12 protein-coding genes are annotated in these 15,885 nt (G+C 40.3%); 1 reads left to right on the top strand and 11 read right to left on the bottom strand.

Going from position 1 to position 15,885, the window contains the following annotated elements; all coding sequences use genetic code 11:
* Window positions 1-15 precede the first annotated feature (15 nt).
* From AAHJ11_RS14390 to AAHJ11_RS14375, 4 genes are read right to left on the bottom strand one after another with little or no spacing between them, the layout of a single operon-like run.
* A complete protein-coding gene (locus tag AAHJ11_RS14390; RefSeq protein ID WP_259023012.1) occupies window positions 16-1,299 on the bottom strand; it encodes a M16 family metallopeptidase in 1,284 nt (427 codons plus the stop codon).
* 4 nt (window positions 1,300-1,303) lie between these two features.
* Entirely contained in the window at window positions 1,304-2,056 is a 753-nt protein-coding gene (gene kdsB / locus AAHJ11_RS14385) for a 3-deoxy-manno-octulosonate cytidylyltransferase (protein ID WP_148367397.1), read from the bottom strand.
* Complete coding sequence (locus tag AAHJ11_RS14380) at window positions 2,057-2,443, bottom strand: 2-amino-4-hydroxy-6-hydroxymethyldihydropteridine diphosphokinase (RefSeq protein WP_298045708.1); 387 nt, start codon at window positions 2,441-2,443, stop codon at window positions 2,057-2,059. It abuts the gene before it with no gap.
* Between the two features lie 4 nt (window positions 2,444-2,447).
* Complete coding sequence (locus AAHJ11_RS14375) at window positions 2,448-4,772, bottom strand: transglycosylase domain-containing protein (protein WP_122138474.1); 2,325 nt, start codon at window positions 4,770-4,772, stop codon at window positions 2,448-2,450.
* Window positions 4,773-4,999: 227 nt separating this feature from the next.
* Between AAHJ11_RS14375 and AAHJ11_RS14370 the strand changes: the two genes are divergently transcribed.
* The gene (locus tag AAHJ11_RS14370; RefSeq protein ID WP_259023013.1) at window positions 5,000-6,751 is read left to right on the top strand and encodes an ATP-binding protein; all 1,752 of its coding nucleotides are present in this window, start codon (window positions 5,000-5,002) and stop codon (window positions 6,749-6,751) included.
* Window positions 6,752-6,837: 86 nt separating this feature from the next.
* Here AAHJ11_RS14370 and AAHJ11_RS14365 read toward each other — a convergent pair whose 3' ends face one another.
* The 7 genes from AAHJ11_RS14365 to AAHJ11_RS14335 form a co-directional block, all read right to left on the bottom strand.
* Window positions 6,838-6,930 carry a smalltalk protein gene (locus AAHJ11_RS14365; protein ID WP_004295819.1) on the bottom strand — a complete coding sequence of 31 codons (93 nt, stop codon included), beginning with the start codon at window positions 6,928-6,930 and terminating at the stop codon, window positions 6,838-6,840.
* Between the two features lie 68 nt (window positions 6,931-6,998).
* Window positions 6,999-7,523 carry an HU family DNA-binding protein gene (locus tag AAHJ11_RS14360; protein WP_122138472.1) on the bottom strand — a complete coding sequence of 175 codons (525 nt, stop codon included), beginning with the start codon at window positions 7,521-7,523 and terminating at the stop codon, window positions 6,999-7,001.
* Window positions 7,524-7,685: 162 nt separating this feature from the next.
* Window positions 7,686-9,260 (bottom strand): ATP-binding protein, encoded by a 1,575-nt coding sequence (locus tag AAHJ11_RS14355; RefSeq protein WP_259023459.1) that lies wholly within the window; start codon window positions 9,258-9,260, stop codon window positions 7,686-7,688.
* A 13-nt stretch (window positions 9,261-9,273) separates the two neighbouring features.
* Window positions 9,274-10,839 (bottom strand): ATP-binding protein, encoded by a 1,566-nt coding sequence (locus tag AAHJ11_RS14350; RefSeq protein WP_004303423.1) that lies wholly within the window; start codon window positions 10,837-10,839, stop codon window positions 9,274-9,276.
* A gap of 294 nt (window positions 10,840-11,133) precedes the next feature.
* Entirely contained in the window at window positions 11,134-13,575 is a 2,442-nt protein-coding gene (locus tag AAHJ11_RS14345; RefSeq protein WP_413579702.1) for a GumC family protein, read from the bottom strand.
* A 9-nt stretch (window positions 13,576-13,584) separates the two neighbouring features.
* Window positions 13,585-14,409: a polysaccharide biosynthesis/export family protein gene (locus AAHJ11_RS14340; RefSeq protein ID WP_413579701.1), complete on the bottom strand. Its 825-nt coding sequence runs from the start codon at window positions 14,407-14,409 to the stop codon at window positions 13,585-13,587.
* A gap of 62 nt (window positions 14,410-14,471) precedes the next feature.
* Window positions 14,472-15,878 (bottom strand): undecaprenyl-phosphate glucose phosphotransferase, encoded by a 1,407-nt coding sequence (locus AAHJ11_RS14335; protein ID WP_413579699.1) that lies wholly within the window; start codon window positions 15,876-15,878, stop codon window positions 14,472-14,474.
* Window positions 15,879-15,885 lie beyond the last annotated feature (7 nt).

Raw genomic sequence — 15,885 nt, 5'->3', positions numbered from 1 at the left:
CTTTCGGAAAGCAAATTATGACAACTTTTTACCTGCAATGACCTCTTTTAATGTCTCTTTGCACAAATAGCGCTGTGCCAAATCTTGTATTTCCATCGGAGTAACCTCATTCACAGCCAGCAGAGAACGTGAAAAGTAGTCATCATCCAGCCCGGAAGTAGCAATGAAGATCCACGCATCCGAAAGTGAGAAAGGCGACTCATAACTACGGCACATTTCTCCCAACATATAGTTGCGCACAATAGTCAGTTCCTCGGCTGACACAGGTTCCTGATGCAGGCGGTCTATTTCATGGTACACTTCCTGTATCAACGGTTCCACATATTCATTATCCGTTTCTGTCGAGATAGCCAACAGTCCGCTATCCGGATAAAACATGATTCCTGCCGAAATACCATAAGTATATCCCTTCTCTTCACGGATATTAGACATCAGCCGACTGCCGAAATAACCTCCAAATAAAGTCATCAGTACCCGAAGTTTCAAATAATCAGGATGATTACGGGTAATGGTCGTATATCCCATCTTCACAGCACTCTGCATAGCATCTTCACGCTCTGTAAAAATCCTCTTTTCGGGAACAGCAGTAAAAGGAAAACTTAATCTCGACACCTGCTGCTGATGTTGACCGAAAGAAGTGCCGAATGTATCTGTCACCCGACTGATAATATCCTCCGTCACCTTGCCGGACAAGAATATAGAGCAATTACCCGAATGATAATACCGTTCATAAAATTCACGGAGCACTTCCGGAGTGATGGCATGATAATCTTCCTCCACCACAATTTTACCACATGGATGCTGTTCACCGTAAAGTGACTGCAACAGGCTGCGGTGTGCCAGAAAATCAACTTTGGAAGTATTAACCAGATATTGTTGGATATTGGTATCGAGAATAGTATGCAATTCCTTCTCCGGGAAAAGCGGTTCTTTAATCATGGATTCCACCACCTCCAATGTTTTCGCCAAATACTTATTCAACGAATAAACAGTGATATATGCATATTCCGACGAACTGGACAATTCGAGCCATGAGCCGTAATAATCCAGTTTTTCGGCAATGGTAGCAGCCGTATACTTTTTCGTGCCTTCGCGCAGCATCCGGTTCGTAAACAGAGCTTGCAGTTTCTGCGACTGCTGCCAGCGTCCCCCGGCAAAAAGCACATCTATGCGTACCACTTCCTGTTCACCCGCATTAATAACAGTCAACGGAATGCCGTTTGGCAACGTCATTCGAACAGGAGGAAGTATACGAAAATTTTTCAGGGTTTGTATTTCAGGTTGTATCGTACGATCCATAAGATTAACTTCTATTCTTCAAAAATTCTTCTGCCCGTTCCAAGTCTTGCGGCGTATCAATTCCAATAGTTTCCACTTCACTGATACCTACCTTTATTTTGTATCCGTTCTCCAGCCAGCGAAGCTGCTCCAAAGATTCGGCCAACTCCAAAGAAGACTGTGGAAGCATGGTAATCTCTTTCAGCACCTCTGTACGATAAGCATACAATCCGATGTGCTTGTAGTAGGTATGTCCCTTCAACCAGTCCTGTTTCTCGGCATTACGCTGATAAGGAATGATAGAACGGCTGAAATAAAGTGCGTTCCAGTTCTTGTTGACTACCACTTTCGGTGAATTCACGTTTTCCAGTACGGCAAACGGTTCATCGGCAGTAAAAGGCTTCACCAATGTAGCAATCTGCGTGGTTACATCCTCGAAGCAAGCCTTTACCGCATCCAGTTGTGAAGGCTGAATAAAAGGCTCATCTCCTTGTATATTCACTACGACGTCAAAATCACCTCCAATCTTGGTACAAGCTTCATAACAACGATCCGTACCACTTTTATGGTGAACGGAAGTCATCACAACCTTTCCCCCGAACGCCTTAACGGCAGCTTCAATGCGTTCATCATCCGTAGCTACATAGGCGTCATCTAAAACGCCTGCCACCTGTTCGTATACACGTTGTATGACTGTTTTTCCGCCTAACATAGCCAACGGTTTCGCAGGAAAACGAGTGGATGCATAGCGGGCAGGTATAATTCCAAGAAATTTCATCTACTTAATAAATAATGAAGAATGGAAAGCTGATAATGACTGTTGTATATATCCCCTTTGCCAATCTTCCGGTTTTAATATTTTGTTATCATATAAAAGCATGTCAATATCCAGACATACTTTTTCCTCTTTCTTATCCTCCGGACGACGCCCGGACCTCTGTTCTATATTTTTCAGCATTTTCCTCACCGTCTCTTCATCCTTATCGGAATAGAACAGAGCCACTTGGTTGGAAAACAGAGCCGGATTCTTAAAAAACAAAGGTTTAGTTTCCAGTTCGGGAGCAAAACAAATAGAAGAGAACGATTCAGTCAACTTCTGTCTGGCAAAAGTCAGGTTCTCTTTCCTATTGTAATTACTCCCTATGCAAACAATATACTTGTGCACTTCTTTAATTGAAAAGATCGTCCAGTCCTCTTTCTTCCACTTCGCCATCAGGAGTTTCCGAACCGGCACACGGGTCAAATCCTTCAGGAAGTTTGAATCTCTCCTGCTGGTCATATCCTAAAGTCGGGTCATCATATACTTTCTTCATATACATCGCCCAGATAGGCAAAGCTGCAGCAGCCCCCTGTCCATAGGTCATTCTACCGAAGTGAATATCACGTTCGTCCCCTCCTACCCAACAACCGGATACCAGTGAAGGAGTAAATCCCATAAACCAGGCATCGGAGTTATCATTGGTCGTTCCTGTTTTTCCACCCATATCGGCGGTAATTCCATATCGACGAACACGTCCACCCGTTCCCTCATTGATAACGGCACGCAGCATAACCAGCATCTTGTAAGTGCTCGACGCGCTTATCACTTCTTCCATTTGCGGTGCAAAAGTAGAAATGACATTGCCATCACTATCCTCAATGCGAGTAACGAACAATGGAGCCACCCGGATTCCCTTATTGGCAAAAGCCGTGTATGCGCTGACCATTTCACCGACAGAAATTTCACAAGGTCCCAGACAAAGTGAAACCACCGGATCAATTGCTTTATTGCGTACACCGAAACTATGGATCAAGCGTACCAAATCATACGGATTCAGCTTACCCATCAGGTATGCAGAAATCCAGTTATCGGAGTTTGCCAATCCCCATTTCAGAGTCACCATTTCTCCATAACGCTTATCATTTGCATTACGTGGTGTCCAGGGAGTCCCATTCTCATCAATCAAAGTCTGCTCTACGTGGCGTGCCTGATCGCAAGGAGAAAATCCGTTCTCCATTGCCAATGTATATAAATACGGTTTAATAGTAGAACCTACCTGACGACGTCCCACCATCGCCATATCATACTGGAAATATACATAATTCGGTCCGCCCACATAAGCCTTCACGTGTCCGTTTGCCGGATCCATTGACATAAATCCCGTCCGCAAGAAAGATTTGTAGTAGCGGATGGAATCCATCGGTGTCATAATCGTATCTTTATCACCCTTCCAGGAAAAGACAGTCATTTCTTCCGGTGTATCGAACGCCTTACGAATCTGTTGTTCCGAAGCTCCCGCCTCTTTCATGAGGCGATAACGTTCCGTTTGTTTCATTGCTTTCGTCAACAACTCTTCCACTCGTTTTTCCGGTAGTGATCGTGCATACGGAGCATTCTTACTTCCCTCTTTTTCTTTGAAGAATACAGGTTGCAGATAATCACCCAAATGCTCTTTTACAGCATCTTCGGCATACTGCTGCATACGTGAATTGATAGTTGTATAAATCTTCAATCCATCTGTATAGATATTATAATTTGTACCGTCTTTCTTCTTGTTTTTCGCACACCAACCATATAACGGGTTAGTTTCCCAAGCGATAGAATCCTCATAGAATTTCTGCATTTGCCAACCACGATAATCACTTCTTACCGGTTTCGGTGCTGTCATGACGCCACGGAGATATTCACGGAAATAAGTAGCCAGCCCCTCTTTGTGGTCAACACGATTATATGTCAGTTTCAACGGAAGAGCCTGCAAAGAATCACATTCTGCATCTGTGATATATCCGGCTTTACGCATCTGCTCGAGCACCACATTACGACGGCCACGGGAACGTTCGTTGAAACGAACCGGATTGTAGAGTGACGGATTCTTACACATACCCACCAACGTAGCTGCTTCTTCAACCTTCAAGTCCTTCGGTTCACAGCCAAAATAGGTATATGCAGCAGTTTTGATACCAACAGCATTATTCAGAAAATCAAATTTATTGAGATACATACTCAATATTTCCTCTTTGGTGTAGTAACGTTCAAGTTTCACTGCAATCACCCATTCAATTGGTTTTTGAAAAAGACGCTGAAGTGTATTTCTCGCCACATTTTCCGTAAACAACTGTTTAGCTAACTGTTGCGACAAGGTACTACCCCCACCTGCATTTTTCTGAAACATCAAACCACGTTTCACAAATGCACGGAACAACGCTTTGGCATCAATCCCGGAATGCTCGACAAAACGAACATCTTCCGTTGCAATAAGAGCATTGATAATGCTGGGTGACAAATCCTTGTAAGCCGTGTACACCCGGTTCTCCTTGCTGTAAGACCATGTACCAAGCACTTTCTCATCTTCAGAAAAAATCTCCGTTGCAAATTTATAGCTCGGATTCTCAAGTTCCTCTACAGGAGGCATATAGCCAATCCAACCCTTTGAGATAGAGACAAAGATGACAACAATAGCCAACACAACGACTGCCAAAAATATCCAAAGAGCTTTTATTATTTTTCGAATCATGTTTTTTCTCGCTTAAAATGACGCATTTAATTGAGATGCAAAGGTAGATAAAATCCGCTATTCAGCCAACGAGTTTGATTAGATTTTCTATTTTGTTAAAATATAGAGCGATACTCCTAACAAATAGCACGAAACAAAAAGAAAGAACGTTTGTTTGGGAAAATAGCGGAAAGAAAGTATCTTTGTATACACTTATTCAAAGTGCATTCATATAAAAGACATTAATTATGAAATATGTATCATCAGACAGGAAGTTGTTACCTTATGGTATGATGAACTTCGAGGACATCCGTTTGGATAATTATTATTACGTGGATAAAACCTCTTACATCCCCTTGATAGAGCAATCAGATCGTTTTTTCTTTTTTATCCGCCCGCGCCGATTCGGAAAAAGTCTGACTTTGAATATGCTTCAACATTATTATGATGTACGTGCCAAAGAAAAGTTTGACGCTTTGTTTGGCGATCTTTATATTGGAAAGCATCCCACAAAGGATCGCAATAGCTATCTGGTAATAAAATTAAATTTCTCGGGAATAAGTGGAGATTTACACAGCTACCGCAAAGGTCTGGACGAACATTGCAGAATCGTATTTGACTATTTCTGCGACGTTTATGCTGACTACTTACCTGAAGGAATCAAAGAAAAAATGGACGAAAAAGACGGAGCCGTCAGCCAATTCGAATATCTGTTTACGGAGTGCGCCCGTGTCAATCAAAAGATTTATCTCTTCATTGATGAATACGACCATTTCACCAATACAATACTCTCTGATGTCGACAGCTTAAACCGTTACACTGATGAGACACACAAAGAAGGTTATTTACGTGCTTTTTTCAATAAAATAAAATCCGGCACAGACTCCAGTATTAAACGTTGCTTCATCACAGGTGTCAGTCCCGTGACAATGGATGACTTGACCAGCGGCTTCAATATCGGCACTAACTACTCATTGTCACCAAGATTCAACGAACTGATGGGATTCACAGAAAGTGAGGTTCGCGAAATGTTAACTTATTATTCTAATACAGGGCATTTCAATCATACCATCAATGAGTTGATAGAAATCATGAAACCATGGTATGACAATTACTGTTTTGCACAGGAATGCTATGGTAAAGATACGATGTACAATTCCAATATGGTGCTTTATTTCGTCAAAAATTATATAGAATATAACGGTGAAATACCGAAAGATATGGTAGAAGACAACATCCGTATTGACTACGAAAAATTGCGTATGCTCATCCGCAAAGACAAGGAGTTTGCGCACGATGCTTCCATCATACAGACTTTAGTAAGCCAAGGATACATCACTGGAGAAGTGAAAAAAGGATTCCCAGCCGCCAGTATTATTGATCCGGACAATTTCATAAGCCTACTCTATTATTTTGGCATGCTTACTATTAGTGGCACACATGAAGGAAAGTGCAAACTCACCATTCCCAATCAGGTAGTTCGCGAACAACTTTACACCTATTTGTTGAACACTTACAATGAAGCCAACTTAAGCTTTAGCAATTATGAGAAAAATGAATTATCCAGTTCGCTCGCTTATCGAGGTACCTGGAAAGCTTATTTTGACTACATAGCTGATTGCCTGAAACGCTACGCCTCCCAACGCGACAAGCAAAAAGGAGAATTTTTCGTACATGGTTTCACGCTAGCCATGACTGCACAAAACCGGTTCTACCGCCCTATTTCGGAAGCAGATACACAAGAAGGATATGCTGACATCTTCTTATCTCCATTATTAGATATTTATCCGGATATGAAACACAGCTACATAATCGAGTTGAAATATGCTAAATACAAAGACCCCGAAAATCGTGTGGATGAATTACGATTAGAAGGTATCGCTCAAACCAACCGTTATGCTGATACAGATACAGTAAAAAATGCTATTGGCACCACACAGTTGCATAAGATTGTTGTAGTATATAAAGGAATGGAAATGAGAGTATGCGAAGAAGTGTAGCTCTCTTATTATATCTAAACACAAACAGGCGGGATTTCTCCCGCCTGTTATTCATTCATAAATATACCTATTTATAAGATAATCAATTACAACGTTGCTGCCTGCACACCAACCACTCCGGCAATCGCACCAGCAACAGCAATAATCACTTTCAAAATAATACTCCACGTTTTTTTCATAGACATTTCTTTTTTAAAATTAAACACTAAATGGACACTCTAACCGTCAACTATTAATTGTCAAGGCATTAAGCTGCGGGATCCGGTGCCTCTCCACCATCATCACCATCATCTCCACCATCTTCGCCTTCACCCGGTTTTTCAGGATTTGTGGGAGATACAGTAACACTAATTTTCTTCAGATATTCATCCAGACTGATCAGGTCTAACTTCTCATCTGCACGGGTAGCAGTTTTGGTGACACGCAACTCTTTATTGGCTTGGAAAAAGATGCGAACACTATCCACACTCTTAGCATTAACATCCTTCGCCAACTCCGCACCCTTGGAACGGGCAGTCAACATAAACACACCCAAGCCTTCGATATTAATTGATTTACCTTCCAGCAACTGCTCCTTCATTTTTTCCACAAAATTCTGGATTACGCTCTTAATATCACCGACAGACAGCGAAGAACGATCCTGCATTTTCTGTGCAATATATTTCAGATTGACAGACTGACCTAAAGTGATCAGATGCGGATAATATCTCTTAGGAGAATTGGGAACACGCGGATCTGTTGGCCGCGTAATGACTTTGTAAATTACACTCATACTACGTTTTTTTAAAGATTTAAATTCAAGTTTATTTATTCACGTTTTGTTGATCAACAATGCAAAGGTGAAGCTTTTATTCCGGATAGAAAAGAAAAAAGCCCCTTACGGAGCTATTTTCATTTACCTAAGTATATAATAAACTATAAATCAACAATATAATCAGCATCCTATAATCTTCCAGTCCCCAATCGTACACCGTTCGCTATCAAAACTGACAGCCACCTTTACAACAGGCAATCCACATAAAGCAAAGCGTTCCGGATAATTCTTCAAATCAATTTGCTCCATCGCTTCACCCGCACTTTTATCCAATTTCAGTTCCATCACATACAATGTAGTCTTCGTACGAAGTACTATATCTACCCGTCCACGAGGAGTACGAACTTCCACATCCACATAATACCCCAACAAACTGAATATGATATAAAAGACCTGCTGATAGTGTCCTTCGAACCTTGTATTGTCGCAGTAGGGAATCGTAGACAGAAATTCCTGCAAACGGTGTAAAGCAGCATCCATATCACCATTCTGAATATCATAAAAAAGATATGCCACCATGGTAGTTGCTTCAGGTGTCTTGTTATCTACATAATAAGGAAGAAGGCTCTCCATAAGTCCTAGTCTTACTTCTTTATTGGGAATATCCAGCGTATAAAGATCTAGCATCTTATTATAATCCTTAATAGTGATATACCCACTTTGGTACAATAAAGGCACTGCATCAGTCATCGTTTCAGTAGGAGCATCGAAAGCTGAGGACTTTAGTTGTTTACATCCAATTTCGGAAGGTTTCACTCCGAATTTATTCAACATCTTAATCAGATATGTAGGAGTACCGCTACCAAACCAATAAGATCCAAATTTTCCATCAGCAAAAGCATTTAGCAAACTGAAAGGATTATATATATCGGGCGAAGGAGATGTGAAATGATAACCATCATAATTTTCTTTCAATTTCATCAAAGCCTCTTCAGGTGTTATCTCCAATTTCTTTGCCAATTCTCCCAAATCATCCTTCATTTGCAAACGTATCTCATCTTCACTAATTCCACAGATAGCAGCGTATGGCTCATCCATACTAATATTCTTTATATTATTCAACTCACTAAAAATACTTAGTTGGGAGAATTTGGTAATACCAGTCAAAAATACATATCGCAAATAAGGATCACAAGCTTTTAACGGACTGTAGAAGTTACGCATGATATTACGCAATACATCCAGGTTTTCCCATTCGTGCACTACATCCAGTAGAGGAGCATCATATTCATCAATAAGCACGACCACTTTCTTGCCGGTTTGCTCATAAGCACGTTTTATCAGTCCCATCAAACGCTGATTGGGATTAACCTCCTCCTCCAGCCGTCCATAAATCTGTTCATAACCATATAGTTTCAGATTCAATTCTTGGAGCAACTGTTCACTATCCGCATGTTTGGCAGTACTCATATCGAAGTGAAGTACCGGATATTCCGTCCACTCCTTCTCCAGTTTCTCCATAGCCAATCCATGAAACAGCTCCTTACGTCCGGAAAAATAGCTATGCAGCGTGGAAGTAAGTAATGACTTACCAAAACGTCGTGGACGGCTCAAAAACATATAGCTGGAAGCCGAATGAGTCATCCGGTAAACATATTCCGTTTTATCAATATAGAGGTAATTCCCCTCCCGTATCTTCGAGAATGTCTGTATCCCGATAGGATATAGTCTTTGCAAATCTTCCATATCAACCATATTTTTCACATACTTAAGCATTTATAATCTCCCAGCCCCCAATCGTACACCGTTCGCTATCAAAACTGACAGCCACCTTTACGACAGGCAATCCACATAAAGCAAAGCGTTCCGGATAATTCTTCAAATCAATTTGCTCCATCGCTTCACCCGCACTTTTATCCAGTTTCAGTTCCATCACATACAATGTAGTCTTCGTACGAAGCACTATATCTACCCGTCCACGAGGAGTACGAACTTCCACATCCACATAATACCCTAATAAACTAAATATGATATAAAAGACCTGCTGATAGTGTCCTTCATATTTCGTATTATCGCATTGCGGTATAGTGGACAGGAACGTTTGCAAACGGCGTAATGCAGTATCCATATCCCCATTACGGATATCACGGGAAAGATACGCCACCATTGTCGTGGTTTCCGGAGCTTTACTACCGACATAATGTGGAAGAAGACTTTTCATCAGGCCTATTCTCACTTCCTTATTAGGAATATTCAATGTATACAAGTCTAATTCCTCATCATAATTCTTAATAGTGATATAGCCACTTTGATATAACAGCGGGATAATACTTGTCATCCTTTCTGTTGGTGCATCAAAATCCTCGACCGAAACCCTATTATTTCCAATTTCGGAAGGTTCCACGCCAAACTTCTTCAACATATTTATCAGATACGTAGGCGTACCGCTACCAAACCAGTAAGATCCAAATTTTCCATCTGCAAAAGCATTTAGCAAACTGAAAGGATTATATATATCGGGCGAAGGAGAAGTGAAATGATAACCATCATAATTTTCTTTCAATTTCATCAAAGCCTCTTCAGGTGTTATCCCCAATTTCTTTGCCAATCCTTCCAAATCATCCTTCATTTGCAAACGTATCTCATCTTCACTAATTCCACAGATAACAGCGTATGGCTCATCCATACTAATATTCTTTATATTATTCAACTCACTAAAAATACTTAGTTGTGAGAATTTAGTAATACCAGTCAGAAATACATAACGCAAATAAGGATCACAAGCTTTTAACGGACTGTAGAAGTTACGCATGATGTTACGCAATACATCCAGATTTTCCCGTTCATGTACTACATCAAGCAAAGGAGCATCATATTCATCAATAAGCACAACCACCTTCTTACCTGTTTGCTCATAAGCACGCTTAATAAGATTGACTAAGCGTAGATTGGCATCCCCCTCTACTGTGTTAATAGCAAACGTACGTTCATATTCAGCAAGCATAAAATCAAGAAGACGTTCCAATCCTCCTTTATCCACATGTTTCGCCATACTCATATCGAAGTGAAGTACCGGATATTCCGTCCACTCCTTCTCCAGTTTCTCCATAGCCAATCCGTGAAACAGGTCCTTGCGTCCGGAAAAATAGCTATGCAGCGTAGAAGTAAGTAATGATTTCCCAAAACGTCGTGGACGGCTCAAGAACATATAACTGGAAGCCGAATGAGTCATCCGATAAACATATGCTGTTTTATCAATATAGAGGTAATTCCCCTCCCGTATCTTCGAGAATGTCTGAATCCCGATAGGATATAATCTTTGCAAATCTTCCATATCAATCATATTTTTCACAAAGCTACTAAAAATTATCCATCAGTCATTGCATTACAAAAAAAATATCAACTATCTTCACAGACAGTTGATATAATAGAAATCACATCGGATTTACACCGATATGAGGGCGTTGATCAGGAATACACCGCTGTGTATTTCCTGACCACAAAATGTAGGGATCTTCATGTGTGTAGCATGAAGTTAGGGACCTACATGTTCCATCTCACTTTCGTGTAAAGTATTAAAAATACTCTATAACATTATTAACTTTAAAAAGATCAGTCATTAATGACTTTAGTCTTCCTTGGTATGAGATTGTTCTCCATATCCATAACCGTAGCCATATCGCTTACCATAGCCATAATACTTGCCATATTTACCATAACCATAATAATAACCATACTTTCTTCTCTTTAAATCCAGACCATTTATTACAGTACACAGTTTAGGCAATTTATTATTTTCAGCAAGTTCGTTAATCAAAGTATACTCATTCTTGTGGGTATAGTCTGCACGACAGACATAAACAGATAAATCAGCCACACGTCCTATCAACAAAGTGTCAGTTACCATACCAACAGGAGCTGTATCCAAAATCACATAATCAAAATTCTTCTTGAGTGTCTCAACCGCTTTATCCAAGCCATCACGAGCCAACAATTCGGTCGGATTAGGAGGAACTGTTCCACCAGGAAGAATATAGAGATTCTTACTGATATCAGAAAGCTGTACTAAATCCATCAAGTTCTTTTCCGGATTGGCCAAATATTGAGTTATACCAATTTCTTTTCGAGGAATATTAAAGACCTTATTCAAACCCGGTTTACGAATATCAAGACCGACTATCACTACTTTCTTACCCAATAAAGAAAGACTGATAGCAAGATTAGCAGAGATAAAAGATTTACCTTCACCACTGACCGTAGAAGTAACCAAAATCACCTTCTTATCATTTTCAAGTATAAACTGAAGATTTGTTCGGATATTTCGAAAAGTCTCACTCATCAGGTTATTTTGATTCTCAAATACAGCAATAGCTCCTTGTTTTTCATCGGTTAATGGGATATCACCGACAATAGGCAAACTTGTGAGCTTTTCTACATCTGCACGACCTTCAATCTTAAACTTAGTCAATTCGAGCAGATAAATAACCCCTACCGGAATTCCAACTCCTAACACTAAAGCAATCAGGTAAATCATCTTACCCTTAGGAGATACGGGAGCATCATCCGCTATAGCATCATCTATAATCTTCGCATTATTGGCTGTAGCAGCCAGAGTTATAGCATTCTCCTCACGCTTCTGAAGAAGCATCAGATACAGTCCGGCCTTTATCTCCTGTTGACGCGCAATACTTACAAACTCACGTTCCTGGCCAGGTGCCTCACTGATACGACGGGAATAACGGCTCGCTTCGCGATCCAAATCCGCCTTTGTGATAAATAATCCACGCAAAACCCTGTCTAAAGAGACTTGGATATTCTCTTTCATTGCACCGATACTGGTATCCAGGTTTATAATGGTAGGATTATTCTCCGTTGATGTACGTAATAAACGTTTCCTCTCAACAAGCACATCATTATAACGGTTGATGGCAGCTGCAAGATTCAAATCCTGCAATCCGATATTACTGGGTAGAACCTCATAACCTTCATTTTGCATATATTTCTGCAGGTCCTGTAGCAAATTTATCTGGGTTTGATTCTCCACACGCTTCTTTTCATATTCAGCACTACCCGTCAAAGCAATTTGTGCATCACTGGTCAAATCAGTAATACCTGCCCCACGTTTGAAACTTTCCAAATCCTTTTCCGTACTACCCAGTTCTTTGGAGATTATACCAATACGTTCATTGATAAATTCTGCTGTTTTCTGCGCCACTTCATTCTTATCATTATTCGTATTGATATTATACATCTCTAATAACTTATTGATAAAATCCTTGCCACGCTGTATATTTGAGTTTTTCAATGATATGACAGCCACAGAAGTGGTTTTGGAAGTCGGCTCGATAGTCATACTCCCACAATACCCTTTCGCTACAGCCAAAGGCTTATTAATCACTGCCGTAATATTACGTACAGTTCCTTCTACACCCACTATTTCCTCTGACGATTTCTTAGAAGGTAATATTGAATCTAGTGTCTGAAAGAAAGCAAGTGTTCCTTTATTGGTGGGAAAAACAGCCGGTAACTTTTCGAAATGTTTCTGATATTCATCATCACCTATCTTCACATTCACATCCAGACTTCCCTGTGGTTGCAATGTCATCTCCACAATCATCGGTTTCTCCAACAAGTCAGCCTCCTGCGGAGTCAGGCTTACTTGCACAGGCGAAGTCTTATACATGTTTCTGGAAGGAAATTCATCCTTATCTGTATAAGAAATATAGAGTCCCAAATCCTCAACCACCTCTTTAACAATAGTCTTTGAACGAAGAACCTCAATCTCGTTATCAATATTCTGCGAAGAAGAGACCATACCATCCAATCCCAGACTCTCCAACCCGGAAAGCATTCCAGCCCCCCCCCCTTTTTTATCATCTTTTATCAAAACCGTAGCGGAAATATTATACACGGGAGTGGACATATATAAATAGACCCATGCCGCAATCAGACACGCCACAACCGCACCCACAAACCAGGGCCAGTGGATCAAATATTTAAACAACAACTCCTTGACGTCTATATTTTCTTCCTTAGATTCTTTTGCTTCGTTGAAATCTGTTTCTTTCATTGCAAATCATTATTTTAAAATATTTACTAATAGGCTGACGATAGATACCAAAATAGAGGTAGCGGAGAACCAAAGACTGGTACTGTTGCCCACATCCGAATTTCGAGCCTTTGCTTTATTGGGGGTCACATAGACAATATCATTCTGTTGTAACCAATAGTAAGGTGAAAGAATGGTTTCGGCCTTATTCAAGTCCAAGGTGACAATCTGCTGTTTGCCGTTTGCATCCTCACGGATCAACTTCACATTATCACGAAGACCGTATACCGTCATGTCACCCGCCATGGCCAATGCTTCCAACAGATTTACTTTTTCATTAGAGATAGTAAAAGTACCAGGTCGGCTAACTTCTCCAATGACAGATATTTTATAATTGACCATACGTACCGTTACAATAGGTTTTTCTTTTATGTAAGGCTTTAGTTTATCTATTATCAACCGCTCAGCCTCTCGTTTAGTTAAGCCGCCTAATTTCAATTCTCCTAATACCGGAAAATTTATGTTTCCTTCATTATCAACTAAATAGGCCTGTAATGCAGGCTGGGTAGTCACATAAAACGAAGTATTCGCAGCCAAACTAGCATTACTAGCCACTGTCAAGTTAAAAGGTACTGCTAATTCTGGATTAGTACATGATACTACAATGGTCAACAAATCCTTTGGCATAATCTTAGCATCATACAATTTTTCTTGTTGTTCTGCCTCATTCACCACATCCACATCATGAAAATAAGGTACTTTTTTATAAGACTGACAAGCGACCAGTAAGAGTGGTAGCAGCATTAGCCATAAATGTCTGTTGTTAAGTTTTCTCATCATAATTCTCAAATTCATAATTAAACGCCCTTTAATTCCTAAGTTTTTATTATTATTTTTTAATATAAATTACAATCCTATCAATACGCTTCTTTTTCTCCATGTATGGCATTATACACCGTCTTATACATAATATACAAATCAAGCAGAAATGTCCAATGTTCTATGTACCAGATATCACGCTGCACACGACCCTCCATCTGCCAGAGCTCCTTCGTCTCACCACGATAACCCGTCACCTGCGCCCAGCCCGTTATTCCAGGTTTAACAAAATGGCGAACCATAAACTTATTTATCAGACTGGAATATTCCTCTGTATGCTTCAACATGTGTGGACGGGGACCTACAATCGACATATCCCCTTTCAATACATTGATGAACTGAGGTAATTCATCTACACTAGTCCTTCTCATAATCTCTCCAATACGTGTTTTACGAGGATCATTTTCTGTAGCCTGAAGAGTATCACATTGCGCATTCACCCGCATTGAACGGAACTTATAACACCAGAATTCACGACCATCCTCACCACTACGTTTCTGTTTGAAAAAGACAGGACCGGGAGAACTTAATTTAATTGCAACTCCGAAGAATATATAGACGAACGGAAAGACAGTAATAAGAAATAACCCCGAGCAGACAATATCAAAAGCACGCTTAATTATACGGTTTTCTAATGACTCCAATGGTTCACAACGAATGGAAAGTACAGGAACATTACCCAATAACTCAAAATGCATCCTACGCTTCAAATAGTTACGGACATTAGGAACACTAAAGAAACGGACCAGATGGTTTTCGCAGTAATTAATGATGGGAACAATCTCCGCACTACGCACAGAAGGAAGACTACAGTAAAGCTGATTGATCTCTCCCGCATGTTTTTCTAAAAAAGCACTTACTTCGTTTGGTTGTCCCAAATATGGAACATCCTGCGGATACCGGTCCGAAGGAAAATCCTCGAAATACCCCAGTACACGATAACCGGACGTAGGATCATCCGTCATCGCATGATAAAGTTCCTGCATATTCTCATGGCTCCCAACCAATACTACCTTGCGGACATTCCCCCCCTTTTTCCGATAAAGCTCCAGAAAGTGACGAAAAATTAAACGATAGCTGACAATAACAATTATTAAAGCGACATAAAATAATCCGAAATAACGGGAATGAGAAAAATGAAAATGAAAAACAAGCAACATACAAACCGAAAAAAAAACAAAAGGAACCATGTTACGTAAGACACGGATCATGATCTGTTCGGGACGAACCACAGGACGATGAAGAATGACACCTGAATGCATGTTACAAAGTAAATAGCACAGAGTGACAAGAGCCATCCCCTGAAAGATAGAACCGCAATGGATACACCAGAAACGGGTACCCAGAAACAAATTAAATCCCCATAAAAGCAGGTTCAGCAAAATAAGATCCCCTAAAAGGACCAAAGACTTTAGGACTTTGTTAAAACGTTGGACTTCCTGCATAACAACA

Origin of the sequence: Bacteroides sp. 90-K9/2, assembly GCF_047310725.1 — a bacterium.
Taxonomy (GTDB): Bacteria; Bacteroidota; Bacteroidia; order Bacteroidales; family Bacteroidaceae; genus Bacteroides; species Bacteroides vicugnae.
Note: the sequence above shows the minus strand (reverse complement) of the source record. Positions and strands in the feature narration are given on the sequence as shown.